Here is a 25,393-nt window from a genome sequence, read left to right as displayed (position 1 = left end):
ATAATATGCGATTTAGCGCATAAAGCTCCCCTTGCGGAGGACCTTGAGCGAAAGCTCAGCGCGCGGAGGAGGCCCGCCCCGCCGCCGGCCCTCCGCGTGCGGGCGTATACCCCGCCACCGCGGCCGCGCCGAAGACCGCGAGCGTTCCGGCCACCACCGCCAGCGCCTCTGCGTTAACCTGTCCGTACATCGCGAACCGGATCGCCTCCACGATGTAGGTGAACGGGTTCCACTGGCAGGCATGGAAGAGCCAGAGGCTGGACTCCTTCACCCGCCACAGCGGGTAGAGCGCGGAGGAGATGAAGAACATCGGGAAGATCACGAAATTCATGATCCCGGCGAAGTTCTCAAGCTGGCGTATCCATGACGACAGGAACATGCCGATGGCCGACAGCGTCAGGCCCGTGAGCACCAGCACCGGCAGCATCGGCAACAGGCCTTCGAGCGGCACGTCGGTGCCGAGTGCCAGCGCAATCGCCACGAAGGCGTAGATCTGGACGATGGAAACGAAGGTTGCCGCCAGCATGCGCGAAAAGAGCACGAACCAGCGCGGCAACGGCGTCGACAAGAGCACCCGCATGGAGCCCATTTCCCGGTCGTAGACCATCGAGAGCGAGGACTGCATGCCGTTGAAGATCTGGATCATGCCGATCAGCCCCGGCACCACGTAAACATCGTAGCTGATGTAGGTCTGGTAGGGCGGGATGATCGACAGGCCCAGCGTGGCGCGGAAGCCGGCGGCGAAGACGACGAGCCAGATGAGCGGGCGCACGAGCGCGGCGAAGAAGCGCTCCTTCTGCTGCACGAAGCGCAGGAACTCGCGGGTGACGATGGCCGTGAAGGCGCGCGCGGCATGGGTGGGGCTCACAGGTGTTCCTCGGCGCGCGCGGAGGTAAGCCGGGTAAAGGCCTCGTTGAGGTCATTGGCCCTGGTATCGTGCACCACCCGCTCGACCTCGCCGCGCGCCACGACCTTTCCCTTTTCCAGCACGATCAGATCATCATGGGCGCGCACCTCGTCCACCAGATGCGTCGCCCACAACACGGCGATGCCGTCCTCGTGCGCGAGACGATGCACCTCGTCCACCAGCCAGCGCCGCGTGGCGATGTCGAGGCCGGTGGAGGGTTCATCCAGCAGCAGCAGGCCGGGGCGGTCGAGGAGAGCCCTCGCCACCTCGACCCGCCGCCGCTGGCCCCCGGAGAGGGAGCGTACCTTGTGCCGGCGCTGCTCCGTCAGCCCGACCTGTTCGAGCAGTGCGGCGATACGCTTTCGCGCCTCGCGCTCCGAAAGACCCCTGAGCGCGGCGAAATATCTGAGATTGCGCTCCACCGTCAGATCGAGATCGAGCGTCTGCGCCTGAAACACGATGCCGAGGTCGGAAAGCGCGCGCGAGCGCTCGCGTCTCAGATCATGCCCGGCAATGCGGATGCGGCCCGTACGGCTGTCGAAGAGCCCCGTGACGAGCGAGAACAGCGTCGTCTTGCCGGCTCCGTTCGGGCCGAGCAGCGCCGTCACGCGGGCCGGCGCCAACGAAAAACTTACATGATCAAGCGCCCGCTTGCGCCCGTAGGCGTAGCTCAGCCCGTCAACGGCGAGCGGAGCGCGCATCGCGATATCGTCCATCCGCGTCCTCCCCGGCCTCTCCCGCAGCCAGCGCGTTTGCCGTCAGTGTGGCGCAGAATGAAGGGCGTGGCTATGGGGCAGATGGCGGAGAGCAATCCGCCGGCGGCGGGCTGCGCCATGGAGCCTGTGGGGCTTCCTCCTCACTGTTTCAGCGCCGTCTCGACCTCTTCGCCGAGCAAACCCCGGTCGAGGATATAGTCCACACCCCGCTTCCACGCCTCGTCGGTGTTGCCTCGGATCGAGACCGACGCGTTGCCGAGCATTTTGCCCGTCCTTGCGTCGCAGGCGATGATCGAGATCGACTGGATGAGCGTGGAGACCTTGTGCACGAAGCCGGTGATGCTGACATCGGCGCCGGCGGTGCCGGCAAGCCGGGCGGCGCAGTCCAGGCAGTTCCACGGGGCGGGAAGGGTTGCCACATCGTCCTTGAGTGCGGAAAGGTCGACGAGATCCGCTCCGCGCGCGGCAATACGGTCCTCCGCCTCCCGCGTGATCCTCAAGAGGCGTTCCGTTTCGGCCGGATTGACGCCGCCAACCTCTCCCTCGATGGAGGTGTCCCTGAACGCGAAGGGAAAGACCGCGACACGTGTATCGCGCGCCGCCGCCGCCCCGGACCAGATGCCCGCCATGATGCCCGTCGCGACAGCAAATCCGATCGCAGCGACCCGCCTCATGAGCCCGGCTCCAGCTTCACGTTCCAGCTTTGCGAGAAGCTTCGCTCTTCGGTGTCGGTGACATGAGCCGTCAGCTTCTCGCCCTCCTTGGGTTTCACGAAGAAACGCACACTCGGGTTTTCGCTCATGGAGATATCTCCATCGAAAGTGAGGATCGGCTTGCCGTTCATGGAAAGCTCGATCGTGCGCACGTAATCGGCCGGGATCCACAATTGGGTCACCTGGTCGGTCTGCATGCCGGAATAGTTCGGATGGCTCACCATGAACTGGGCTTGTGCCGGCTCACCCGCGTGCCAGTCGCCGATCTGGCGCATGCGCATCTGGCCGAGCCGAGCCATCGCGGTCGCGTGGTCCTTGCCGGCGGGGGCCGAACAGCCACCGGCGGCCTTCACGTAGTTCGCCACCATGAAGAGCCGGCCGTCGCTGGTTTCCGCCACGGCGCGAATATTGGTGTAGGCATTGACGCGCACGCGGGTGGAAAGGCTGGCGATGCCGTTTTCGGGAAAGAAGCCGAAGGTCCCCACGACCGGGGCCGGGTTCTCGTCGATGATGAGCGTGAGCTTCGCGATGTAGCGCTCCGTCGTCTGGGGAATAAGCGCGGTAACGGATATGGGCACAACGGCCGCATCATGGGCGCGATAGGGGGTTTCGAGCGCGATTACCCCGGCGCCGTCGGCGATTTCACGGTCGCCGAAGACGGCCGCGCGGATGTCCGTCCACGCGTCCTCCGCTGCGTGTGCCGCGTGGGGGAACACCGCCCCCAGCAAGGCGACGGCGAGCATGAAAGTCATCGCGAGCCCGAGGCGGGCAGTCGAGGCACGGCGCATCATTCCCACTCCAGTTCGGTATAGGCGGCAACGACATTGCGGCCATGGACGGCATCGAAGAGCAGCCAGTCCCCGCGGCCGAGATCTGCAAGCCGCCTTACGGTTTCGTTGATCCCCAGTCCCTCGTCGATTGCTGTCCTCACGCCCTCGCGCAAGGCGGCGAGATAGGTCCGTTCGCGCTGGAGTGTCGTGGCGGTCGTGTCCACCGGGCCATGGCCCGGCACCACGCGGGCGACGTTTCGCCCCGCCAGATCCTCCAGCACCGAAAGCCAGCCGGTCACGCTGCCGTCGATGACGGGAATGCGGCCGGCAAACAGCAGGTCCGCCGTCCACAATGTCCCTGTCCGCGCATCCTCGACGCTCAGGTCGTTGTCGGTGTGGGCGGTGGGCCAGGCCCGCAACGTCAGGCGCCGGTTGCCGAGGTCTATGATCGTCACCGTGTCGACGAGCGTCGTCGGCGGAATGAAGCGCGTATCGGCGAAGTCGGGCGAAAGCGCGCGGATCCGCTCCAGATAGAAGCCACCGCGCTCGCCAAGCGCCTGCGGCAGGCGGTGGTGGCCGACATTGGCGACGCGGCCGGCCCCGATTTCGTCGGCAAACGCGCCGTGCCCGAAGCAGTGATCGAGATGCACGTGGGTGGCGATGACATGGCTGACAGGCCGGTCTGTGATGCGGGCGATCTCCGCTTTCAGCGCTGCTCCCTGCTGCGTCGTCGTGCCGGTATCGATCACCGCGACGCTCTCCTCGCCGACAATGAAGCCGATATTGGCGATCGCCGCGCCGTTTTCCGCGCTCATTTCCTCCTGCAGGCCATAGCGCACGAAAATGCCGTCGGCGATCTCGGCGAAGGGAAGTGCCGCGGCGGCGAGCGTGGCTGTGGAAATCGGCAAAGCAAAGCCGCCCGCTGTCGCCGCGAGGCCGACAAGCACCTGTCGCCGCGTGCGGAAAAGTCCGCGCGGCGATCGTTCGATCAGATCGTCTCTCCCGGTGCGGTGCAGGCCCATCTCGCGATCCGCCATTGCGGTTTGTGGTCGGCCCAGCGCACGACGTCGCTCTGCGCGTGCCGGGCGCACTGGCCGATATCGTCGTAAAGTTTCAGCCGCAGCTCGAACGTGGAACACTGGGCCGGTGCAGCCGCCAGACAGGCGGTGATCAGCACTTCGAACATGGTCAGATGCCTCCAACCGCGTTGTGCCCCGCGCCTTTTATTCAGCCGGCCGCCAGGGGCGCATTTCTTCCAGCAACTGATCGGCCTCGCTCCATCTGGCGACACCGCCCGGATACCAGGCCACCTTGTCAAACCCGTAGGTGAGCGCCCGCTTGGCGGCATTCCACGACATCCAGCATTGCGGTTCGCAGAAGAAGACGAGCGTGCGCTTGCCATTGTCGCTCAGCCGTTCCAGCTCCGCCCGGAAGGCAGACTCCTCGTGGTCCGACAGCGCGCCGAACCCCATGTTGGCGAGCCAGTGCGCGCCCTTGATGGTCGCCCGCTTCGGTTCGCGCCAGATCTGGTCGGGTGAGCGGCCTTGCGGCTTGCGGGCGGCGGGAAAGACGTCGATCAGCACCGGATCGCCGCTTTTGCGCAGGGCTATCAAGCCCTCGACATCGACCGTGCGCGCGCCGGCAAGGCCTGCCGGCACCGGGGCGCGGTAATCGTCCATCCGGTATCCCTCAGGCTCCGCAATGGTGTTCGCCGTCTTTGCTGTTGGGACCGGCGCGCCTTTCACCGGCTTTGCCTTCGGCCCGGCCTCCGCCGTATCTTGCGCCTTGATCAACTGTCCCCGCCGGTCGAGCAACGGCACGTTGTAAGCGGCGAGGATCGCGTCGATATCGTCCTTGCGCTTGCGCAGGATACGGTTCAGCCGGTGCTTCCAGTCCGGTTCGTTGTAGCGGATGCCCATCGACATCAGGAACGAGAGGCGGGTGCCGGCTTCCGACTCGATCGGCACCATGACGAGGTCCGGGGCCACCTCGCGGATCCAGTATCCGGCGAGCGGCCCCCAGGCGAGTGCCACGTCGATCGTGCCGTTCTCGACATCGGCCACCATGGCGCGCGCGGGCTTTTCAAGCCGCGTGTCCACGATCAGCGGATAGGACTTCATGTGGCCGAGAAGGCCGTGCCGGGCGAGAAGCGAGGCGGCGGGCGTGCGCGGCTGGGCGCCGATCTTCAACCCCGCCAGAGCCGGATCCCCGAGCGAGCCGGTCAGCGCCGCATCCTTGCGGTGTACCATCACATATGTGGAGTTGTAGTAGGGATTGGTGTTCTGCATCAGCTCGTTGGTCGCCGCCACCCCGATGATGAGGTCGCAGCGCTTCTCGCCGAGCGTGCGGCGCACGAAGCCGATTGTCTGCGGAAACCAGGTGTAGCGGACCGGCAGGCCGAGTTCCTCAGCCACGATCTCGGCGATCCTGTTCTCGAAGCCTTCTCCCTTGTCGTTGGAGTAGGGGAGGTTGCCGGGATCCGCGCAGACGCGGAGTTCTGTCCGGTCGACCACGTCGGGGTTCGCGGTGTTCTCCTGGGCCCGTGCGGGGCCGCCAGCCGCCGCCATAACCGCTCCGGCGCAGAGTGCGGCGGCGATTGTCAGGCGACGACTGGTAGGGCCCCCCATCATTGGCTGGCCTTCCATTCCTGGAAGACCGGATCTTCGTCCGGCGGCAGGCGCTTCGGTCGCCCGCGGCCAAGGTCGCCGTTCGCCCGTGCCTTCAGATAGGCGTAGATGTGATCGATGTAGAACATCACGTCCGGCACTTCCGCGAAGGAGGGCATGACGGAATCCTGGGCGGCGTTGACCACCTGACGGCCATTGACGACGACTTCCAGGAAATCCTCGTAGGACATCGTTTTCAGCGAGTCCTTCAGCGCCGGGGCATAGGACGAGCCGAGCCCGTCCGGGCCGTGGCAGACGTGGCAGGTGGAGTGGTAGCGGCGAAACCCATTGTAGACGCCGTAGTCCACCTTGCCATCCTTGATGATGTAGGGATGTTCTTCCCACGACTTTTCGTCATTGGCGGCCGTGGCCATGTTTCCCGTCATCACCAGAGCGGCAAGCGCGATTGCCGTGCCTCCCGCTGCCGCAGCGAGTACGCGCCGGAATGTCTCCTGGCATGGCTTCGTCTCAAGATGCGGACGCGCTGAAAAACCAAAACGCATAAAACCCTTCTCCCCGGATCGGCCGGTCCGGCTGTTTTCGCCGTTGTGACCTGGCCTCATTCGCTTCCGGCTGGGGCGCGGGTGCTAGGACCCGGCCGGCCGTCTCCTCCTCAACGGTTGTCAGACGTTGCTGGCACTCGACCGGCCCGTCTCCTCCGCCATGCTTTTCTTTCCGATCTCAGACACCGTGGCCGCGCTATTGCGGGAGCCTGGGCCCGCGATATCTCATCGGGTCCAGAAGACGGGGCCGGCTCGTCGTACCGGCCCCGCGTCGGGTGTTCGTGCCTGGCTGCCCGCCCCGCGGTTGGCGGCGGTCGGGCAGCCCTGCAAGCGACAGGAGCTTGCGTCCCTTGCGAGGAACCGCACGCCCTAGTCCGGGAGGGCGAACACCGTCAGTTGACCGCCGAGATTGGTATAGCTCGACAGCGAGCGATAGGCGCCCACGGCCCCGAGGCCTTCGGTACCCTCCGTCAGGCCCGCCGCCAGACCGATGCCGGCCCAGCCGCCGATGCCGGAATAGACGGCGATATACTGCTTGCCGTCATGCTCGTAGCTGGTGACGTTGCCGATGATGCCCGACGGCGTCTTGAAGCGGTAAAGCTCCTTGCCGGTCTCGGCGTCGACGGCCTTCAGATAGCCTTCCAGCGTTCCGTAGAAAACCACGTCGCCAGCGGTCGCAAGCGCACCCGACCACACCGAGAACGGCTCGGGGATGGACCACTTGATCTCGCCCTTGGAGGCGTCCCAGGCGATGAAGTTGCCAAGGCCACCGTGGCTGTTAGGCGCCGGGAACATGGACAGCGTCGCCCCCACATAGGGCTGGCCCGCCGTGTAGGAGACCTGGAAGGGCTCGTAATCCATGCAGACGTGGTTGGTCGGGATGTAGAACAGGCCCGTCTTCGGCGAATAGGACGAGGGCTGCTGGTCCTTGGTACCGAGCGCTGCAGGGCAGACGCCCTGGGTATTCACATCCGGGCCGTTCTGGTCGGTGGAGTAGTCGGACACCACCTGCGGCCGGCCGTACTGGTCGCTGGAGGGATCCATCACGACTTCCGTCGCCCAGTTGACGGCCGGATCGTACTTCTTGGCCACCAGCAGTTCGCCCGTCTCGCGGTCGAGCGTGTAGGCGAAGCCGTTGCGGTCCGGATGGACCAGCGCCTTGTGCGTCTTGCCGTCGACATCCATGTCGACCAGCATCATCTCGTTGACGCCGTCATAGTCCCATTCGTCATGCGGGGTCATCTGGTAGACCCACTTGGCCATGCCGGTGTCGAGATCGCGGGCGAAGATGGTCATCGACCAGCGGTTGTCGCCGGGGCGCTGGGTCGGGTTCCACGTGCCGGGATTGCCGGAGCCGTAATAGACGAGGTTCAGCTCCGGATCGTAGGAGAGCCAGCCCCAGGTGGCGCCGCCGCCCAGCTTCCACTGGTCGCCTTCCCATGTCTTGAGGCTGGAATCCTTGCCCACCGGCTTGCCGAGATAGGTGGTCTTTTCCGGATCCAGCATGATCTTGTCGTCGGGACCGCTGGTATAGGCGCGCCAGGCCATCGAGCCGTCGGCGATGTTGTAGGCCGTCATGTGGCCCTGGATGCCGAACTCGCCGCCGGAAATGCCGACCAGAACCTTGTCGCCGGCGACCATGGGCGCCGAGGTGCCGGTCTCGCCCTTGGAGGCGTCGCCGTTCTGGACCTTCCACTTCACTTCGCCGGTCTTGGCGTCGAGCGCAACCAGCGTCGTGTCGGCCTGATGCAGGAAGATCATGCCGTTGCCGTAGGCCACGCCGCGGTTGACCGTGTCGCAGCACATCACCGGAATGACGTCCGGATCCTGCTTGGGCTCGTACTTCCAGATGATGCGGCCGTTGTCGTTGAGATCAAGCGCGAAGACCTTGTTGGGAAACGGCGTGTGGACATACATGATGTCGCCGATCACCAGCGGGCCGCCCTCATGGCCACGCAGCACGCCGGTCGAGAAGGTCCAGGCGACCTGCAGGTTGCCGACATTGCTCTTGTTGATTTCATCGAGCTTGGAATAACGGGTGCTGGAATAGTCACCCAGCTGCATAACCCAGTTCTTCGGGTTTTCTTGCATTTTGACGAGTTCGTCATTCGCATAGGCGAAAGACGAAGTTGTCACGGCGACCATGCTGACGGCCGCCAGGACTTTGAACCTTTGCATTTCCATCCCCTAACGCTTGTTGTTGGCGTGCTACGGCGGGCCTTGTTTTTATGCGGGGCCCGGATGCACCGGTCCCGCTCCGCCTGTCAGGCGCAAACGAGCATGAGAACTCTGTGAAAACCCTAGGGTAATGTCGATAGAACCATAGTACTAACGGCTTGGCATAATTGATTAAGATCGGAATTTACGGTCGATTTAACAGGTAAAACGCAAGGGAATTCAATCGGGATCGCCTCGTTTTTCCGCCGCTTGGTAGAATGGCGACCGTTCTCGCGTCCCGGGCGTCCGTTTCTTGCAGGACGGCGCATCGTCGTCTGCCAATCCGGGGCGGGTCGATTTGCTTGACTCTTGGTAAGCGGTAGCGCCCGCCCCCTAGCCGGGGACGCGGGGCACGTCACGGCGCAGGTCGGGTTCCGTATGGATGAATGTGAGGTTCAGCGATGCCGCCATCCCATCCGATCGGGAGACCGGTTCTTTCGGCATCGCGTCGTGTTTGGCATTGCTTTCCTCATCCAGTCTGACGCCCGCCTCAACCATGCGCTCGCGCAACATGGACATGCGGTCCGACGGCAGGGCGAAGTGGAATGTGGTCGCGATGTTGGAGAACAGGGTATGGCTCTTGATCCACCCTCCGACGCCCATGACGGCATCGTTGACGTCCGCGGTGATCTGATGACGGTTTTTTCGTGTCACGCCGGCGAGCATGAGGATTTTCGGTCGTCTGGCCACTTTCGGTCGCACTCGCTGTTCACGGAGCGACATTCTCCGCTACGCGACAAGATAGGCGAGGAGAAAAAACGGTCAAAGGAGCTTTGGGTCCAGGCCGCAAGCATCCGGAAAAACGACTGGAATCCGGCCTTGTTCATGGATCGCGCGTTAGGACTGGAGCGTGTCGGGATAGGTCTTGCCAAGGTCGTCGAGCAGCGTCGCCATATGCTCCGGTGTGCGCATCTCTTGCGGCAGGGGCAGCGGCACATCGCCGGTCAGATGCGCGGGGCGCCCGTCGATCAACAGCAATCGGTCGGCGAGTGCCACCGCTTCGCGCACATTGTGCGTGACCATCAGCACGGTCACCCCGCGCCCGCGCCACAGCCGCAACAAAAGCGCGCGCATCCGCTTCGCCGTCGCCTCGTCGAGCGATACGAAGGGTTCATCGAGCAGCAGCACATCGGGATCAATGGCGAAGGCGCGCGCCAGCGCAACGCGTCGGGCAAGGCCCAGCGACAGCTCCTCGGGATAGCTTGAACGCATCGAGGAAAGACCCAGCGTCTCGAAGAGCGTATCCAGATCGGGGGTCGCGTTCTTCGGCAGGGCGAGCCGGACATTCTGTTCCACCGTGCGCCAGGGCAGCAGGCGCGGTTCCTGAAAGACGGCGGCGATCCGGGCGTCGTGCGAGGGCGGGCGCACCTCGCCGCGAAAATCGCGATCGAGCCCGAGCATGATCCGGAGCGTCGTCGTCTTGCCGCATCCCGACGGCCCGATCAGGCAGGTGAAGCTGCCGGGTTCCAGCGAGAAGGCGAGATCGCGCAGCACCGCGATCCGGCCGCTCTCGACCCGGTCGAAGTCCTTGGCGTCGATGCGCACGTCAAGCCGGCTTCGCGCGCCAGCGGGTAAGTCGTGTTTCAAGGGGCTGGACCAGCATGTATTCGATAGCGATCATGACCGCGACGAAGGCAAAGGCGTAGCCGAGGATGGCGGTCACGTCGAAAAGTTGAAAATAGAGGTGAATCTGGAAGCCCACCCCATTGGAGCGGCCGAGAAGTTCCACCACCAGCACGATTTTCCAGATCAGCGCGAGGCCGGAACGCGAGGCCGCGGCGATATAGGGCTGGAGCTGGGGCAGCATCACGTCGCGCACCAGAGCCAGGCGTGAGAAACGATAGACGCGCGCCATTTCCGCAAGTTTTGGGTCGAGGGCACGCGCGCCCTCGCGCAGCGTAATAACGACATTCGGGGTCTTGTTGAGCGCCACGGCCGTGATCGCGGCGGCTTCGCTCAGTCCGATCCAGATGTAACACAGCACGATCAGAACCAGCGCCGGCATGTTGATGAGAAGGATCAGCCAGGGATCCAGCCACCGGTCGATTTCGCGCCACTGTCCCATCGCGAGCCCGATCGCCGTGCCCACCGCCATCGATACGACGAAAGCGGCGGCGACGCGGGCGAGGGTGATGGAGAGATGGTAGAAGAGGTCACCGTTGGCGGCTTCGCGCGCCATGAAGGCGGCGACCGCAAACGGTGTCGGGACATCGGGATCGTGCGCCCACCAGGCCGCGACCGTCCATGTGAGGAAAAAGAGGGCGAGCGAAAGGAGGCTCGTTGGGACGCGCCGATACCGGCGGGAGGTGCGTCGCGTTTCTTCCGCCTCTGCTGTTTCCGCGACCACGTCAGGATCCATCGACAAGCGCGTGCCAGAAGGTTCCGGGCGCCATTTCAGTCGCAGGTCCGACGAGCTTTTCCCCACCGAGCTTGGCCAGCAACCGGTAGATATGGGCGGTGTCCTGAATCTCGGCTTTCAGAGGACGCTCCGGGATGCCGGCGCGAAAACGGTCGCGCAGGGCTGTGAATGTCGCGTCGTCCTCCGCACCCATCGCCGGGCGAAGCTCCTCCCAGGCGGCATCGGACGTCTTCAGCAGTTCCTTGGTCTCTTGCGAGGCATGGACGAAGCCCAGCATTGCCTTGCGGTGTTCATTGGCCCAGCGCTCATCGAAGACATAGCCGATCGCCGAGATGGCGCCCTCCGCGCCGAGCTGGATCGCGGCATCATTGGCGTCGAGCACCCGGCGGAACCCCTTGGCCTCGAGCCGGGCGGCGTAGTGCCAGTAGTTGAGAACGGCGTCGAGTTCACCCTGTTCGAGCTTCTTGGCCAGAAGTGGAGGGGCACCGTAGATGATCTCGTTCTCGTTGGCCGGATCGAAGCCCGCGTCACGCTCGGCAAGGCCGCGTAAGGTGAGCCAGCCCTTGTCGAGCGGCCCGCCGGCAACGCCGACCTTGCGGCCCTTGAGATCCGCCAGTTCCCTGATGTCGGAATTTGCCGGTACCATCAGCGCGCCGACCGACGAGGAGAAGGGCACGAAGGTGAAATCCCTGCCCGCCGCACGCTGGCGCGAGACCCACAGCCAGTCGGATACGATGACGTTGACCTCGCCGGCCTGCAATGCCACCAGCGTCGCCTGGTTGGAGGCAAAAGGAATCATCTCCACCTTGATGCCGCTTTGCGTATCGAAGCCGTGGCTGGCGAGGCTCGTAAGCTCCCAGTTGACGGTGCCGTATTTCAAAACGCCCACGCGAATGGTGTCGGCGGCTCTGGCCAGTCCCGCACCGAGCGTCAGCGCGAGCGCCACGGCGGCGGCCGTCATGATCTTGCAGATGCGCATGTGTCCTCCCAGGCGCTCCGGATCCGGCTTTGGCGCCGCCGGTTCCCTTTCGGCGCTTTCACTCCCGCCGGTGTCGCATCTTTGCGTGCGATCAGGCGATGGTTCCGTTGCGATAGTAGCGAATGTCGGGAGGGCTTGAATATAGTGCCTAAGGGCAAGGGCTCTTGGAGCCAGGCTTACATGTTATATGGCGCGCCGCATGGCGAAAGGCAGGTGGTTTGGAAAGCCCGCGTGTCCCTTCGTCCTGCCGCCGCAAACTGCCTGGAGAGACTTGTGACTAGCGCCCCTGTGTCCATCCGCCCCTACGCCGCCTCGGATATGAAGATCCTGTCTTCGATCTGGTTCAACGCCTCGCTCGAGGCCCATGCCTTTCTGGGTGAGGATCTTCTGCGTCGCCAGCGTGTGCTTATCGAGAAGACCTATCTGGAAGAGGCCGAGGTCTGGGTCGCCTGTGTGGACGGTGCCCCAGTCGGTTTCATCGGCCTGCTCGGCGCTTTCATCGGCGGTCTTTTTGTCGACCCCTCCGCCCAGGGGCAGGGAATCGGCCGGGCTCTTGTCGCGCATGCCCGGGCGCGGAAGGGTGAATTGTCGCTGGAGGTCTATGCGGAGAACGTGCGCGCCTGCGCCTTCTACCGCCGCCTTGGCTTCAGCGAGACCGAACGTCGCGTACGCGACGACAACGATCTGCCGCACGAGAACATCCGCATGAGCCTCGACGCGAGCCCGACGCCGCGGTGAACGTCTGAGCGCGAATGGTGCTTCTCGCAGGCCTCCGTAATCACCCTTGCGTAAGCGCACTTCTTGCGCCTTTTTTCGAATAAGCGCAATAATTGCGCATATCCGTTGGCTGAGGGGCAACGACGGAGGGCGGAGATGCGGTCAGCGAGGGGTTTGGCGATGTGCGCGACGATGGTCGCGGCGATATGCGTGGGGTGGGGTGCGGATCGGGCGCGGGCGGAGGAGCCGCCGGTCCCAGATGCCATCGTTCCGCTCGCTCTGGTGCTGTTGACGGATGTCTCCTACAGCGTCGATGCCAACGAGTACGTTCTGATCAAGGAGGGCTACCGCATGGCCTTCGCCGATGCCGACGTCATCGCGACCATCGAGGCCGCCGGCGGCGTTGCTGTGACCTACGTGGAATTCTCCGACCGGAATGCGGTGGAAACGGTACTCGACTGGCGGGTCCTGCGCGGCAAGGCCGATGCGGTCGCCTTCGGCCTTTCGATCGCCGCCGCCCCGCGCACCAGCGCCGGCAACACCGCGCTGGAGGCGGGCTTGCGCGAGGCGACGCGCAAACTCACCGAAAGTCCGTTCCCGGAAGCGCGCATGGTGATCGACGTGGCGAGCGATCTCGCCTGGGACGGAGGACGCGCCGCGGCCTCCCGTGACGAGGCGGTGGATGCGGGCGTGACCATCAACGGACTGCCGATCATCGAGCAGACCCGGGTCGCCAGTATCGACGGTCGGCTCGCGTTTCCAGACTATCAGCCGCCCGACGGCATCGTCGGATTCTTCGCGCGCGAGGTCATCGGAGGCAACGGCGCCTTTCTCGTGGAGGCCCGCGATTTCCATGATTTCGGCGATGCGTTGCGCCGAAAGCTGCTACGGGAACTCATGATCGCAAAAAACTGAAATTTACGGGTGGTACGTTTCTGGTCTATGAGATCACGCGACGTTGCAGTGCAGCATGCGCTGTGGCAAGGCAGAAACGGATGCCGGGATCAGTTATGGATCAGAGAGTTGACGCGCATGCCTATGCGCAACGTATAGGTGAGGAAGTCGGCGTATCGGGCTGGATCACCATCACCCAAGCGATGATCGACACCTTCGCCGATCTGACGTTCGATCATCAGTTCATTCATGTCGACGCCGAGCGCGCGGCCACTGAAGGCCCCTTCGGCGGCACGATCGTTCATGGTTTTCTGACGTTGTCGCTGCTCACCCGCATGGCGCGGGAAGCAGAACCCAGCATCCAGGGCGCCGGCATGTTGATCAACTACGGTTTTGACAAGGTGCGTTTTCTGCATGTGGTGCCGACCGGCGGGCGTGTGCGCGGGCGCGTTGAACTCGTCTCGGCGGACGAGCGCAAGTCCGGTGAATTCACCTTCTGTCACCGTATCACGGTGGAGATCGAGGGCCTCGACCGACCGGCGCTTGTCGCCGACTGGCTGACCCGGCTTTACGTCAACGGCTGAACTCGGCTGTTTCCTTCCTGTCCATTTTAGTTAATCTGGCAAGTAAATACCGCCCTGTCCGACGCTGCGGATGGTGCGAAGCTTGCGGGAGCAACTTTAGGAACGCCGCGCACCGTTTGCCGGTGTGCGGCATGGGAGGGAAACAATGGCGAAAGACGGAAAATTCGGGCGCGGGCCGGGGGCCCGCGAGGCTGCGAGCGGCACGTTGGCCTTGCGGGAGGCGAGGTAGCCATGGCGGAAGCTCCCGATCTTGAAAACACGGCGGGCGGCCGCGTGGGGTTCATCGGCATCGGCAACATGGGCTGGCCGATGGCGGCCAATCTGGTGCGTTGCGGCTTTCAGGTGAGTGTCTACGACACCGACCCGCGCCGCAGTGCGCGCTTCGTCGACGAGATCGGCGGGCAGGCTGCGGCATCTCTGGCCGAAATGGGCCACAGCTGCAATACCGTCGTGACCATGTTGCCCACCGGCGGGATCGTCCGGCATGTAATGCTTGAGGCGGAAGAGGGCGGTCTGGCCGCGCACCTTGCGCCCGGCGCCCTTCTCATCGACATGTCGTCGTCCGATCCGCTGGGAACCCGCGATCTGGGCGAGACCTTGAAGGCGCGCGGTCTCGCGATGGTCGATGCGCCGGTCTCCGGCGGCGTACCGCGAGCGTGTGAGGGGACGCTCACCATCATGATCGGCGCCGGCGAGGCCTCCCTTGCCGCCCGGGCCCGGCCCGTGTTGGAGGCCATGGGCAGGGATGTCATGGAAACGGGGCCGCTCGGCTCCGGCCATGCCATGAAGGCGCTCAACAACTATGTGGCCGCAGCAGGCTTCGCCGCAGCCGCCGAAGCGCTCATCGCAGGCCGGGCCTTCGGGCTCGATCCCGCCGTGATGATCGACATCATGAACGTCTCCACCGGTCGTAACTTCTCCACCGAGAACACGATCAGGTCGCAGGTGTTGACGCAGGATTTCGCCTCCGGCTTTGCGCTGGCGCTGCTCGCCAAGGATGTCGGCATCGCCTGCGATCTGGCAAAGGGCATCGGTCTCGATCTGCCGCTCGTGGAAGCCACCAGCCGAATGTGGTTTGAAGCCCGTGATGCGCTCGGCGGCACGAAGGACCACACGGAGGCGATCCGGGCATGGGAGACGGCGGCGCGAAAGGAGCCGTGAGCGTGCCTTCGCGGTGTTCTCTCAATCCCCGCGCATTTCTTCCAGCGCGTCGATGCGCGGCCGTGCACTGTCCCACAGGGCCTCGGTCGTCCCTGCAACCAGCGCTTCGGCGAGGCCCAGGAGCGCCACCGAGGAATCCCAGTTGGAGGGAGCGGCGACGCGGGCGGAGAGCACGTGCCGGGCATGAGCGGCGATCGGCGATAACCATTGGTCGGTCAGGAGCACGACCGGAACGCTGCGCTTCGCTGCCGCCGCGCTGAAGCGGGCGAGGTCTTCCGAATAGCGGCGGATGTCGAAAACGATCAGCAAGTCCTTGCGGGACATGTCGAGCAACTGGTCGCGCCAGTTGTCGGCCTGTCCGGCCATCTGCACGACGCCGGGACGCACGATCCTGAGATGGGCGGAGAGATAGCGTGCCAGCGCATCGGTGAACCGGCCGCCAATCACGTAGACCTGGCCCCGCGTCTGCGCCAAAAGCTGCACCGTCGCCTCGAATTCGCCGCCCGGCAGATGCGCAAAGGTCTGGGCCAGGTTGTCGGCAAGCGCGGAGCGGAAGCGCTCCAGGAATGCGCTGTCGCCGCTGTCGGGTCGTTGCGGCGGCGCGTCCCGTTTGGCGAGCGGGGTGGCGAGCTGGGCGTTCAGCTCCGCCCGCAGCGCGCGCTGGAAGTCGGGATAGCTGTCGAAACCGAGCTTGGCGACGAAACGCAGGATCGTCGGCGCGCTGACCGAGGCGCGCCGGGCGAATTCCGCCACGGTTTCAAGCCCGGTGACCGGATAGCCCGCCAGCAGCGTGCGTGCCGCCTTCTGTTCCGTCGCGGTCAATGCGTGCAGCCCGGCGCGGATCGCCTCTGCCACCGTTTCCTGTCCCCGCGTCTGTGCCGTCATGACGCCTGTTCCGGCTGGACCGAATGCCCCAACGTATTTTCCCCTTTGGTAGAAATTGACAGTGCTGTCCCGCCCTGTAATATCTCAAAAAGAACTGGTTGAAAAACCGGATTCTGTAACATTCGTTACGGCCGCTGACATTGAGGCCGGGAGGATCCCAAACGAGCATGGGGGACGTGCATGGTGGAGGGGTGCGTGGCGGGGCAAGACGAACCGGTCATGGTGGAGAATGCTGCCGGAAAGTCCGACTTCGTGATCCTGTGCGATCATGCCTGCAACGCTATTCCCAAGTCGCTGGCCGATCTGGGCCTCGGCCATGATGCTCTCGAAAGTCACATCGCGTGGGACCCCGGCGCGCTCGAAGTCTGCGAAGCACTGAGCGCGCGTCTCGATGCGGTTTTGATCTACGCCACGGTTTCCCGTCTCGTCATCGATTGCAACCGCATGCCGGATGCCCCCGATCTGATCCCCAAGGTGAGCGAAACGACGGCCATTCCCGGTAATGCGGAGCTTGATGCGGCTGAGCGCGATGCCCGTATCGAATGTGTCCACCGGCTCTATCATGCGGCCATAGACGCCGTGCTGGACGCGCGCGCCGCGCAGGGGCGGCAAAGCCTGCTCGTCGCGGTTCACAGTTACACGCCCGTCTACAAGGGCGTCGCCCGGCCCTGGCATGTGGGCATCCTGTCGGACCGGGACCGCCGGCTGGCCGACGGCCTGCTTGCGGAACTGGGGCGGGATGCGGCGCTGGTCGTTGCCGACAACCAACCGTATTCGCCGCAGGACGGCGTCTACTACACGCTCGCCCTGCACGGCGAGGCGCGCGGGCTTGCCTCAGTCATGATCGAGATTCGCAACGACGAGATCGCTTCGAAGGAGACCCAGCTTGCCTGGGCGGAGCGTCTTGCCGTCGCACTGGCATCCGCTCGGGAGGCGGTCATCAAGGAACAGGTCTGACCACTGCGAAAAAGACAGGGCGGACATCCCCGGCAGGGGGCCACTACGACAGGGAACGTTGGCTGTGCCGAAAGCAATAAGGACCTACGTGCGATGGGTCGACGCGGTGAACCGCGTCGTCGGCCTTTTCGCCATGTACCTCGTCTTCGCGATGATGGGCATCCTGCTCTATTCGTCGTTCATGAACTCGTTCTTTATCCCGCCGCTGTGGGGGCTGGAGATGGCGCAGTTCCTGATGGTCGCCTACTACATGCTCGGCGGCGCCTGGTCGTTGCAGGCCGATGACCATGTGCGCATGGATCTCGTCTATGGCCGCTGGTCGCTGCGTTCGCGCGCGATCATCGACGCGGTCACGGTGATCTTCCTGCTCGTCTACCTCGTCGTGCTGCTCTACGGCGGCCTCTCCTCCACCATCTATGCGTTCGAATATGGCGAGCGCAGCTACTCCTCGTGGCGGCCCTACATGGCGCCGATCAAGGTCATCATGTGCATCGGCATCACGTTGATGCTGCTGCAGGCGCTGGCGATCTTCTTCAAGGATGTGGCGACGGCGCGCGGGGAGAGCCTCTCGTGAGCTACGAACTCATCGCCATCCTGATGTTCTCCACGATGATGGTGCTGCTCATCACCGGGCAGCGCGTCTACGGCGCCATCGGCTTCGTCGCGGTCATCTTCTCGCTCTTGCTGTGGGGCACCGGCGGCTCGGAAATGGCGTTCTCCGCCTCCATCAAGCTGATGAAGTGGTATCCGCTCCTCACCCTGCCGATGTTCATCTTCATGGGCTACATGCTGTCGGAATCCGGCATCGCCGACGATCTCTACAAGATGTTCCATGTGATGATGGGGCCGGTGAACGGCGGGCTCGCCATCGGCACTATCCTTCTCATGGTCATCATCTCGGCGATGAACGGGCTTTCGGTCGCCGGCATGGCGATCGGCGCTTCCATCGCGCTGCCGGAGCTTTTGCGCCGGGGCTACAACAAGGTGATGGTGACCGGCGTCATCCAGGCCGGCTCCTCGCTCGGCATCCTGGTGCCGCCCTCGGTCGTTCTCGTGCTCTACGGCATGATCGCCCGCCAGCCCGTCGGCCAGCTCTGGCTCGCCGGCGCGCTGCCGGGGCTGCTGATGGCCGCGCTCTTCATCCTCTACATCGCCGTGCGCTGCTGGATCACCCCGGAATACGGCCCCGCGCTGGAGAGGGAGGCCCGCGAGAAACTCACCGCGCAGGACCGGCTCAGGTTCGCGGTTGCCGGCATCATCCCGCTCCTGATCTTCGCCGCGATGATGGGGCTTTTCGTGACCGGCAAGACGAGCCTTGTCGAAAGCTCCGCTGTGGGCGCGCTCGGCGCCATGCTGGCGGCGCTGGTGCGCGGACGGCTCACCTTCAAGGTGCTGCACGAGACCACGCAGAAGACGCTCGGCATCTCCTGCATGTTCATGTGGATCATTCTCGCGGCGCTCGCTTTCGGCGCGGTCTTCGACGGGCTTGGCGCGGTCAAGGCGATCGAGGCCTTCTTCGTCGACCGGCTGGAGCTCAGCCCCTGGGAGATCCTGATCCTGATGCAGCTCTCCTACCTGATCATGGGCATGTTTCTGGACGACACGGCGATGCTGGTCATCGTCGCGCCGCTCTACATCCCGCTTGTCAGGGCGCTCGGCTTCGATCTGGTCTGGTACGGCGTGCTTTACACGATCACTTGCCAGATCGCCTACATGACCCCGCCGTTTGGCTACAACCTGTTCCTTATGCGGGCGATGGCGCCGCCGCAGGTATCGCTGATGGACATCTACCGCTCGGTCGTACCCTTCGTGGCGGTGATGATCCTGGCTCTGGTCATCGTGACCATATTTCCGCAAATCGCCCTGTGGCTGCCGCAGCTCGTTTACAGCCGCTAGCGATGAGAAGCGACCGGGGCATGTCGCTCCGGTCAATTGGAGAGGAAGACCGACTCCACCAAACGGGGTTCCCGGCAAAGGCGTCAGACCAAAACGCCGGCAGCGCCCGTGAGATACCAGCAGGGGAATGAAAGACATGACCAACAGACGCGACTTCCTGAAGAACGCCGGTCTCGCCACGGCCGCCGCCGCCGGTGCCTCGACGCTCGCCGCCCCCGCCGTTCACGGCCAGACGCAGATCAAGTGGCGGTTGCAGACCTATGCCGGCCCCGCTCTGGCCGAGCATGTCATCAAACCGGCGATCGACGATTTCAACAAGGTCGCCAACGGCGAGATGGTGATCGAGCTCTACACTGCCGACCAGCTGGTACCCACGGGCGAGCTGTTCCGCGCCATGCAGAACGGCACCATCGACGCGGTGCAGTCGGACGACGATTCCATGGCCGCGCCGGTCGATGTCGCCGTCTTCGGCGGCTACTTCCCCTTCGCCACGCGCTATTCGCTCGACGTGCCGGTGCTGTTCAACCAGTGGGGCCTGAAGGAGATCTGGGAAGAGGCCTATGGCGAGGTCGAGGGCGTCAAGTGGCTGTCGGCGGGCTCCTGGGATCCGTGCCACTTCAACACCAAGGACCCGATCCGCAGCCTTGAGGACCTGAAGGGCAAGCGCGTCTACACCTTCCCGACCGCCGGCCGCTTCCTGTCGCGCTTCGGCGTCGTGCCGGTCAACATTCCGTACGAGGATGCGGAAGTCGCCGTGCAGACCGGCGAACTCGACGGCATCGCCTGGTCGGGCATCACCGAGGACTACACGGTCGGCTGGGCCAACGTGACGCCGTACTTCCTCACCAACAACATCTGCGGCGCCTGGATCGGCTCGTTCTTCGCCAATTCCGAGAAGTACGACGCGCTGCCCGACCATCTGAAGACGCTTTTGAAGCTGGCGATGGATTCCTCGCACTACTACCGCCAGCACTGGTACTGGGGCGGCGAGGCGAAGCTGCGCGTGGAAGGCACCAAGATGCAGCTCACCACCATTCCCGATGCCGAATGGCAGACGGTGGAAGATGCCGCCCAGGAGTTCTGGGACGAGATCGCTGCGGAAAGCGAGCGCAAGGCCAGGGTGGTGAAGATCCTGCGCGACTACTCCGCCGCCATGAAGAAGGCCGGCCGGCCCTATCGCTACAGCTAGGCGGCCCGCTTGTTCTCAACTCTCCACCGTCATCCCCCGGCTTCGTCCGGGGGATCCATGGCAGGTCGCAACGCAGATGGCGACCCGACTGGATTGCCCGGACGGAGCCTGTGCCCGCGAAAGCGGGTGCCGGGCAATGACGGCGGAGAGAACGGGAGTGGCGCCGCGACACCGATCCCGGGCTCCGCTCTGAGATGCCTGGGCCTTTCTCTTTCCTCCACCAAGGGGGAGCCAATGGCTATTATTTCCGGCCCTCGTGCCGCAACAAGAGACGGTCTTCCATGTCTGGCAATCTCTCATTCGATGATCTCAAAAGGGCCGTGGACGCCGGCGAGATCGATACCGTTCTCGTCTGCTTCACCGACATGCAGGGCCGCCTGATCGGCAAGCGCTTCCATGCCCGCTTCTTCGTCGATGGCGGCCACGAGGAAACCCATGGCTGCGACTACCTTTTGGCCAACGACATCGACATGGAGCCGGTGCCGGGCTACGCGGCGACGAACTGGGCGACCGGCTACGGCGACTTCGTCATGAAGCCTGACATGGCGACGCTGAGGCGCATTCCGTGGCTTGAGGGCACAGCGCTGGTGCTTTGCGACGTGCTCGATCATCACCACCACGCGCCGCTGCCGCATTCCCCGCGCGGTATCCTGAAGAGCCAGATCGACCGGCTGGAGGAAAAGGGTTTTCGCGCCTTCTTCGCCTCGGAACTGGAATTCTACCTTTTCGACGAATCTTACGAGAGCGCCCGGCAGAAGCGCTATGGCGATCTCGATACCGCCGGGCGCTATATCGAGGACTACCACATCTTCCAGACGTCGAAGGAAGAGGGCGTCATGCGGGCCATTCGCAACGGTCTGCAGGAGGCCGGCATTCCGGTGGAAAATTCCAAGGGCGAGTGGGGGCCGGGCCAGGAGGAGATCAACGTCCGCTACACGGACGCGCTGGAGATGGCCGACCGGCATGTCGTTTTGAAGAACGGCATCAAGGAGATCGCGCATCTCGCAGGCAAGGCCGTGACCTTCATGGCGAAATGGGATTACGAGCTCGCCGGCAACTCCGCCCATGTCCATGCCTCGCTTTGGGACAAGGCCGGCAAGACGCCGCTCTTTTACGACAAGAATGCCGAGTTCGGCATGTCGGCGCTGATGAAGAGCTTCATGGCCGGCCAGCTGAAATATGCCGCCGACATGACGGTGTTCCTCGCGCCCTACATCAACTCCTACAAGCGCTTCCAGTCCGGCACCTTCGCCCCCACCAAGCTCGTGTGGTCGCGCGACAACCGCACCGCCGGCTTCCGGCTGTGCGGGGAGGGGACGAAGGCGATCCGCACCGAGTGCCGCATCGGCGGCGCCGACCTCAACCCCTATCTTGCCTTCGCAGCCCTCATCGCCACCGGTCTTGCCGGCATCGAGGAAGGGCTGGAACTCGGCAGCCCCCATGTCGGCGATGCCTATGTGGGCGAAGATCTTCGCGAAATCCCGAAAACCCTGCGAGAGGCGACCGCGGCGCTCGACGGCTCAGCCCTGATGCGCGCGACCTTCGGCGACGCCATGGTCGATCACTATGTCCACACCGCGAAATGGGAACAGCTCGAATACGACCGCCGCGTCACCGATTGGGAGTTGAAGCGCGGCTTCGAGCGTTATTGACCTAAGGTAATTAAAGTTCTATAAAGCTGTAATAACCTTCATTGATGAGAGGATGCGCCAATGGGAAAGTACACGCCATTGCGTACGTTTCTAAAGACGCAGGACGGGGCCCGGGTTGCCATGACCTTTCGGGATGTCGAAACCCTGCTCGGATTTTCGTTGCCCGCCTCCAAGCAGTATCCGGCCTGGTGGAGTAACAACCCGAGTAACAACCCGATGACGGCTGAATGGCTGGCGGCGGGCTTCCGTACCGAACAAGTCGATACGGAGGGAGAGCGCCTCGTGTTCGTTCGCGCGAATGAGCTCGCGGCTAAGGCGGGTTTTTCCGTTGGCCGGCGGCATCCTCTATTCGGCCGCACAAAGGGGCTCGGACGTCTCGCTGAAGGTGTCGACCTGACCAAGCCGGCGGATCCGGAGTGGGGTAAGGTATACGAATGACGCCGATCCTGCTCGATACCTGTGCGGCCATCTGGATAATGGACGACGAACCACTGGCCGAACCTGCAGTGCAGCTTCTCAACGATGCGGCAGCGCGGGGGCAGGCGGTCTACGTTTCGGTGATGACCGCGTGGGAAATCGGGCTTCTGATCGCGCGAAATCGCTACCGCACAGGGTTGACGGCGCAGGCATGGTTCGGTCGGTTGACCGAAACAGACGGTGCGGTTCTCGCTCAAGCCTCTGCCGAAATCCTCATTAACGCATCGTTTCTGCCGGGCGGGCCGCCTAACGACCCAATGGACCGCATCATCATTTCGACGGCACGTGAACACGGCTACAGCATCATGACCCGTGATCGCGCCATTCTTGACTACTCAGAACAGGGCCACGTGCAGGCGATCGCCTGCTGACGGGTGCCCATCGCCAAATATCGTGACCACCTGGAACATCGAAATGTCCGAAATCGTGAAACTCGTCTCTCCCGTCGACGGCTCCGTCTATGTCGAAAGGCCCGTCGCCTCCGTCGGTGACATTGCCAATGCGGTCGCCGCCGGCAAGGCCGCGCAGGCCGAATGGGCCGGGGTCTCCATCGCCGAGCGCGGGAAATACGTCCTCGCCGCGCTCGAGGCGCTTCTCGCGATGAACGAGGAGATCGTGCCGGAACTCGCCCGGCAGATGGGCCGGCCCGTGCGCTACGGCGGCGAGATGGGCGGCGTTGAGGAACGCACCCGCTACATGGTGGAACTGGCGGAAAGCGCCCTGAAGGATGTGGTGCCCGCGCCGAAACCCGGCTTCACCCGCTATGTGAAGCGCGTGCCCGTTGGCCTCGTCATGGTCATCGCGCCATGGAACTATCCCTTCCTCACCGCCGTCAACACCATCATGCCGGCGCTGATGGCGGGCAATGCGGTGCTGCTGAAGCACGCCGCGCAAACGCTGCTTGTCGGCGAACGCTTCCAGCAGGCCTTTGATGCGGCGGGCCTGCCGAAGGGGCTTTTCCAGAACATCGTGCTCTCGCATGCCCAGACCGAAGCGCTGCTCGGCTCCGGCGACATCGACCACATCAACTTCACAGGCTCCGTGGCGGGCGGCCGGGCGATCGAGACGGCGGCCGCCGGCACCTTCGCGACCCTCGGTCTGGAACTCGGCGGCAAGGACCCGGCGCTGGTGCGCGCGGATGCCGACCTCGACCAGACCATCGCCAGTCTGGTGGATGGCGCCTTTTTCAATTCCGGCCAGTGCTGCTGCGGCATCGAGCGCATCTACGTCCACGACAGCGTATACGACCGCTTCGTCGAGGGCTTCGTCGACATGACGAACCAGTACGTGCTCGGCAATCCGCTGGAAGAGGAGACGACGCTCGGGCCGATGGCGCAGACGCGCTTTGCCGAATGGGTGCGCGAACAGACTGCGGAAGCCGTGCGCAAGGGCGCAAAGCCGCTCATCGACACCTCGAAATTCGCCATGGACAAGCCGGGCTCGCCCTATCTGGCGCCGCAGGTGCTCGTCAACGTCGATCACCAGATGTCTGTGATGCGCGAGGAGAGCTTCGGCCCAGTCGTCGGCATCATGAAGGTGCATGGCGACGAGGACGCCATCCCGCTGATGAACGACAGCCCCTACGGCCTCACCGCCTCGATCTGGACGCGGGACGAAGGCGTCGCGGCTGCCATCGGAGACCAGATCGAGACCGGCACGGTCTTCATGAACCGATGCGACTATGTCGATCCCGGCCTCGTGTGGACCGGCGTGAAGGATACCGGGCGGGGCGGTGCGCTGTCCTCCATTGGCTACGAGAACCTGACGCGGCCCAAGTCCTATCACCTGCGCACCGAGATCTGATCGGGCGCGCTCCTGCCGGCAATGCCCGGGCGCGGCTTCGCCAGGAAGAGCCGCGTCTCCTTTCTCATCTTCCTTTCAACGGGTCCATCATGACGACATCGCCTTCTGCCAACTGGTCCTATCCAACCTCCATCCGCTTTGGCGCCGGACGCATCAAGGAACTCGCCAGGGCGGCGACCGCCGCCGGCATCTCCCGGCCGCTCTTCGTGACAGATCCGGGCCTTGCCGGATTGCCGATCACGGCCGCCGCGCTCGACGTGCTGAAGGAGGCCGGCATGGAGGCGCAGCTCTTTTCCCAGGTGCAGCCCAATCCCGTCTCCGCCAACGTTGCGGCTGGCGTTGCCGCCTACAAGGCCGGCGGGCATGACGGCGTCATCGCGTTTGGCGGCGGCTCCGCGCTCGATGCCGGCAAGTGCATCGCCTTCATGACCGGCCAGACGCGTCCGATCTGGGATTTCGAGGATGTGGGCGACTGGTGGAAGCGTGCGGACGCCGACGGCATCGCCCCCATCGTCGCCGTGCCCACCACGGCCGGCACCGGTTCCGAGGTTGGGCGCGCGGGCGTGGTGACCAATGAGGAAACCCACACCAAGAAGGTGATCTTCCATCCCCTGATGCTGCCGAAGATCGTCATCTGCGATCCGGAGCTGACGGTCGGCATGCCGCCGGCGATCACCGCCGGCACCGGCATGGATGCGCTCGCCCATTGCCTGGAGGCCTATTGCGCGCCCTCCTACCATCCGATGTCGGAAGGCATTGCGATCGAGGGCATGCGCCTCGTCAAGGAGGCCTTGCCGCGCGCCTACAAGGATGGCTCCGATATCGAGGCCCGCGCGCACATGATGTCGGCCGCCGCCATGGGCGCCACCGCCTTCCAGAAGGGGCTCGGCGGCATCCACGCGCTCTCCCATCCGGTTGGCGCCCTCTACAACACCCATCACGGCCTGACCAACGCGGTCTTCATGCCCTACGTGCTCGTCCACAACCGCAGCGCGATCGAGGGCAAGATGGGACGTCTGGCGGCATTCCTGGAGCTGCCGCAGACCGGTTTCAACGGTTTCCTGGCCTGGGTAATGGAAATGCGCAGCAACCTCCGCATCCCCAACACGATCGCGGAACTCGGGATTGACGGCGAAAAGGCTGATCTGATCGCCGAGATGGCCGTCGTTGATCCCACCGCGGGAGGGAATCCGATCGAACTCACCACGCAAGGCGCGCGGGCGATTTTCGATGCGGCATTGACGGGCAAGCTCTAGGTTGTGTGGACTCTAATGGGATTCACATTTGGATCGATGCGTGATTCAAGACTGTCTTTTGGAGGCAGTCATGGGTGTTTTGGATCGTTTGG

At 64.1% G+C, this 25,393-nt stretch carries 27 protein-coding genes; 13 read left to right on the top strand and 14 right to left on the bottom strand.

Features of this window, described 5'->3' with window-relative positions:
* Positions 1-55: 55 nt before the first annotated feature.
* The 13 genes from C8N35_RS00135 to C8N35_RS00075 all read right to left on the bottom strand — a co-directional run bounded on the left by C8N35_RS00135 (position 56) and on the right by C8N35_RS00075 (position 11,830).
* On the bottom strand, positions 56-868 hold the full coding sequence (locus tag C8N35_RS00135) for an ABC transporter permease (RefSeq protein WP_107987624.1): 813 nt from the start codon (positions 866-868) through the stop codon (positions 56-58).
* Entirely contained in the window at positions 865-1,623 is a 759-nt protein-coding gene (locus C8N35_RS00130) for an ATP-binding cassette domain-containing protein (RefSeq protein ID WP_107987623.1), read from the bottom strand. Before C8N35_RS00130 ends, C8N35_RS00135 begins: the two co-directional genes overlap by 4 nt.
* Positions 1,624-1,763: 140 nt before the next feature.
* On the bottom strand, positions 1,764-2,297 hold the full coding sequence (locus tag C8N35_RS00125; protein ID WP_107987622.1) for a DUF3280 domain-containing protein: 534 nt from the start codon (positions 2,295-2,297) through the stop codon (positions 1,764-1,766).
* Complete coding sequence (locus C8N35_RS00120; RefSeq protein ID WP_107987621.1) at positions 2,294-3,127, bottom strand: quinoprotein dehydrogenase-associated SoxYZ-like carrier; 834 nt, start codon at positions 3,125-3,127, stop codon at positions 2,294-2,296. The genes C8N35_RS00125 and C8N35_RS00120 overlap by 4 nt, the downstream gene beginning before the upstream one ends.
* Positions 3,124-4,128, bottom strand: a complete 1,005-nt coding sequence (locus C8N35_RS00115; RefSeq protein WP_170121968.1) for a quinoprotein relay system zinc metallohydrolase 2 — start codon at positions 4,126-4,128, stop codon at positions 3,124-3,126. The genes C8N35_RS00120 and C8N35_RS00115 overlap by 4 nt, the downstream gene beginning before the upstream one ends.
* Entirely contained in the window at positions 4,095-4,292 is a 198-nt protein-coding gene (locus C8N35_RS00110) for a hypothetical protein (protein WP_107987619.1), read from the bottom strand. The genes C8N35_RS00115 and C8N35_RS00110 overlap by 34 nt, the downstream gene beginning before the upstream one ends.
* A 37-nt stretch (positions 4,293-4,329) precedes the next feature.
* Positions 4,330-5,736, bottom strand: a complete 1,407-nt coding sequence (locus tag C8N35_RS24000) for a quinoprotein dehydrogenase-associated putative ABC transporter substrate-binding protein (RefSeq protein ID WP_210203338.1) — start codon at positions 5,734-5,736, stop codon at positions 4,330-4,332.
* Positions 5,733-6,275: a c-type cytochrome, methanol metabolism-related gene (locus tag C8N35_RS00100; protein WP_107987617.1), complete on the bottom strand. Its 543-nt coding sequence runs from the start codon at positions 6,273-6,275 to the stop codon at positions 5,733-5,735. The genes C8N35_RS24000 and C8N35_RS00100 overlap by 4 nt, the downstream gene beginning before the upstream one ends.
* A 369-nt stretch (positions 6,276-6,644) precedes the next feature.
* On the bottom strand, positions 6,645-8,420 hold the full coding sequence (locus C8N35_RS00095; RefSeq protein WP_428977092.1) for a methanol/ethanol family PQQ-dependent dehydrogenase: 1,776 nt from the start codon (positions 8,418-8,420) through the stop codon (positions 6,645-6,647).
* Positions 8,421-8,825: 405 nt separating this feature from the next.
* Complete coding sequence (locus C8N35_RS00090) at positions 8,826-9,158, bottom strand: hypothetical protein (RefSeq protein WP_107987615.1); 333 nt, start codon at positions 9,156-9,158, stop codon at positions 8,826-8,828.
* 171 nt (positions 9,159-9,329) lie between these two features.
* Positions 9,330-10,037: an ABC transporter ATP-binding protein gene (locus C8N35_RS00085; protein ID WP_170121967.1), complete on the bottom strand. Its 708-nt coding sequence runs from the start codon at positions 10,035-10,037 to the stop codon at positions 9,330-9,332.
* A gap of 1 nt (position 10,038) precedes the next feature.
* The gene (locus C8N35_RS00080) at positions 10,039-10,851 is read right to left on the bottom strand and encodes an ABC transporter permease (protein ID WP_107987613.1); all 813 of its coding nucleotides are present in this window, start codon (positions 10,849-10,851) and stop codon (positions 10,039-10,041) included.
* A complete protein-coding gene (locus C8N35_RS00075) occupies positions 10,841-11,830 on the bottom strand; it encodes an ABC transporter substrate-binding protein (RefSeq protein ID WP_107987612.1) in 990 nt (329 codons plus the stop codon). Before C8N35_RS00075 ends, C8N35_RS00080 begins: the two co-directional genes overlap by 11 nt.
* A gap of 318 nt (positions 11,831-12,148) precedes the next feature.
* Here C8N35_RS00075 and C8N35_RS00070 point away from each other — a divergent pair, with 318 nt between their 5' ends.
* From C8N35_RS00070 to C8N35_RS00055, 4 genes are all read left to right on the top strand, one after another.
* Positions 12,149-12,568 carry a GNAT family N-acetyltransferase gene (locus C8N35_RS00070; protein WP_428977091.1) on the top strand — a complete coding sequence of 140 codons (420 nt, stop codon included), beginning with the start codon at positions 12,149-12,151 and terminating at the stop codon, positions 12,566-12,568.
* Between the two features lie 135 nt (positions 12,569-12,703).
* Positions 12,704-13,462, top strand: a complete 759-nt coding sequence (locus C8N35_RS00065; RefSeq protein ID WP_107987610.1) for a DUF1194 domain-containing protein — start codon at positions 12,704-12,706, stop codon at positions 13,460-13,462.
* 95 nt (positions 13,463-13,557) lie between these two features.
* Positions 13,558-14,025, top strand: coding sequence for a MaoC family dehydratase (locus C8N35_RS00060; RefSeq protein WP_107987609.1), 468 nt, complete (start codon positions 13,558-13,560; stop codon positions 14,023-14,025).
* 231 nt (positions 14,026-14,256) lie between these two features.
* The gene (locus tag C8N35_RS00055) at positions 14,257-15,186 is read left to right on the top strand and encodes an NAD(P)-dependent oxidoreductase (protein WP_107987608.1); all 930 of its coding nucleotides are present in this window, start codon (positions 14,257-14,259) and stop codon (positions 15,184-15,186) included.
* A gap of 21 nt (positions 15,187-15,207) precedes the next feature.
* Here C8N35_RS00055 and C8N35_RS00050 read toward each other — a convergent pair whose 3' ends face one another.
* Positions 15,208-16,071: a MurR/RpiR family transcriptional regulator gene (locus tag C8N35_RS00050; RefSeq protein WP_107987607.1), complete on the bottom strand. Its 864-nt coding sequence runs from the start codon at positions 16,069-16,071 to the stop codon at positions 15,208-15,210.
* Between the two features lie 219 nt (positions 16,072-16,290).
* On the opposite strand from C8N35_RS00050, the gene C8N35_RS00045 reads away from it, so the two are divergent.
* The 9 genes from C8N35_RS00045 to C8N35_RS00005 all read left to right on the top strand — a co-directional run bounded on the left by C8N35_RS00045 (position 16,291) and on the right by C8N35_RS00005 (position 25,301).
* Complete coding sequence (locus tag C8N35_RS00045) at positions 16,291-17,028, top strand: N-formylglutamate amidohydrolase (protein ID WP_107987606.1); 738 nt, start codon at positions 16,291-16,293, stop codon at positions 17,026-17,028.
* 64 nt (positions 17,029-17,092) lie between these two features.
* Positions 17,093-17,602: a TRAP transporter small permease subunit gene (locus C8N35_RS00040; RefSeq protein ID WP_210203334.1), complete on the top strand. Its 510-nt coding sequence runs from the start codon at positions 17,093-17,095 to the stop codon at positions 17,600-17,602.
* Entirely contained in the window at positions 17,599-18,924 is a 1,326-nt protein-coding gene (locus C8N35_RS00035) for a TRAP transporter large permease (protein ID WP_107987605.1), read from the top strand. The genes C8N35_RS00040 and C8N35_RS00035 overlap by 4 nt, the downstream gene beginning before the upstream one ends.
* 136 nt (positions 18,925-19,060) lie before the next feature.
* Positions 19,061-20,113 carry a TRAP transporter substrate-binding protein gene (locus tag C8N35_RS00030; RefSeq protein WP_107987604.1) on the top strand — a complete coding sequence of 351 codons (1,053 nt, stop codon included), beginning with the start codon at positions 19,061-19,063 and terminating at the stop codon, positions 20,111-20,113.
* 281 nt (positions 20,114-20,394) lie between these two features.
* Positions 20,395-21,765 carry a glutamine synthetase family protein gene (locus C8N35_RS00025; protein ID WP_107987603.1) on the top strand — a complete coding sequence of 457 codons (1,371 nt, stop codon included), beginning with the start codon at positions 20,395-20,397 and terminating at the stop codon, positions 21,763-21,765.
* A gap of 60 nt (positions 21,766-21,825) precedes the next feature.
* The gene (locus tag C8N35_RS00020) at positions 21,826-22,203 is read left to right on the top strand and encodes a DUF7662 domain-containing protein (protein ID WP_107987602.1); all 378 of its coding nucleotides are present in this window, start codon (positions 21,826-21,828) and stop codon (positions 22,201-22,203) included.
* On the top strand, positions 22,200-22,613 hold the full coding sequence (locus C8N35_RS00015; RefSeq protein ID WP_107987601.1) for a type II toxin-antitoxin system VapC family toxin: 414 nt from the start codon (positions 22,200-22,202) through the stop codon (positions 22,611-22,613). Before C8N35_RS00020 ends, C8N35_RS00015 begins: the two co-directional genes overlap by 4 nt.
* A 43-nt stretch (positions 22,614-22,656) precedes the next feature.
* A complete protein-coding gene (locus C8N35_RS00010; RefSeq protein ID WP_107987600.1) occupies positions 22,657-24,045 on the top strand; it encodes an aldehyde dehydrogenase family protein in 1,389 nt (462 codons plus the stop codon).
* Between the two features lie 89 nt (positions 24,046-24,134).
* A complete protein-coding gene (locus C8N35_RS00005) occupies positions 24,135-25,301 on the top strand; it encodes an iron-containing alcohol dehydrogenase (RefSeq protein WP_107987599.1) in 1,167 nt (388 codons plus the stop codon).
* Positions 25,302-25,393: the final 92 nt, after the last annotated feature.

This window comes from Breoghania corrubedonensis (assembly GCF_003053845.1).
In the GTDB taxonomy this organism is placed as follows: domain Bacteria; phylum Pseudomonadota; class Alphaproteobacteria; order Rhizobiales; family Stappiaceae; genus Breoghania; species Breoghania corrubedonensis.
This window is presented reverse-complemented; position numbering and strand designations above follow the sequence as displayed.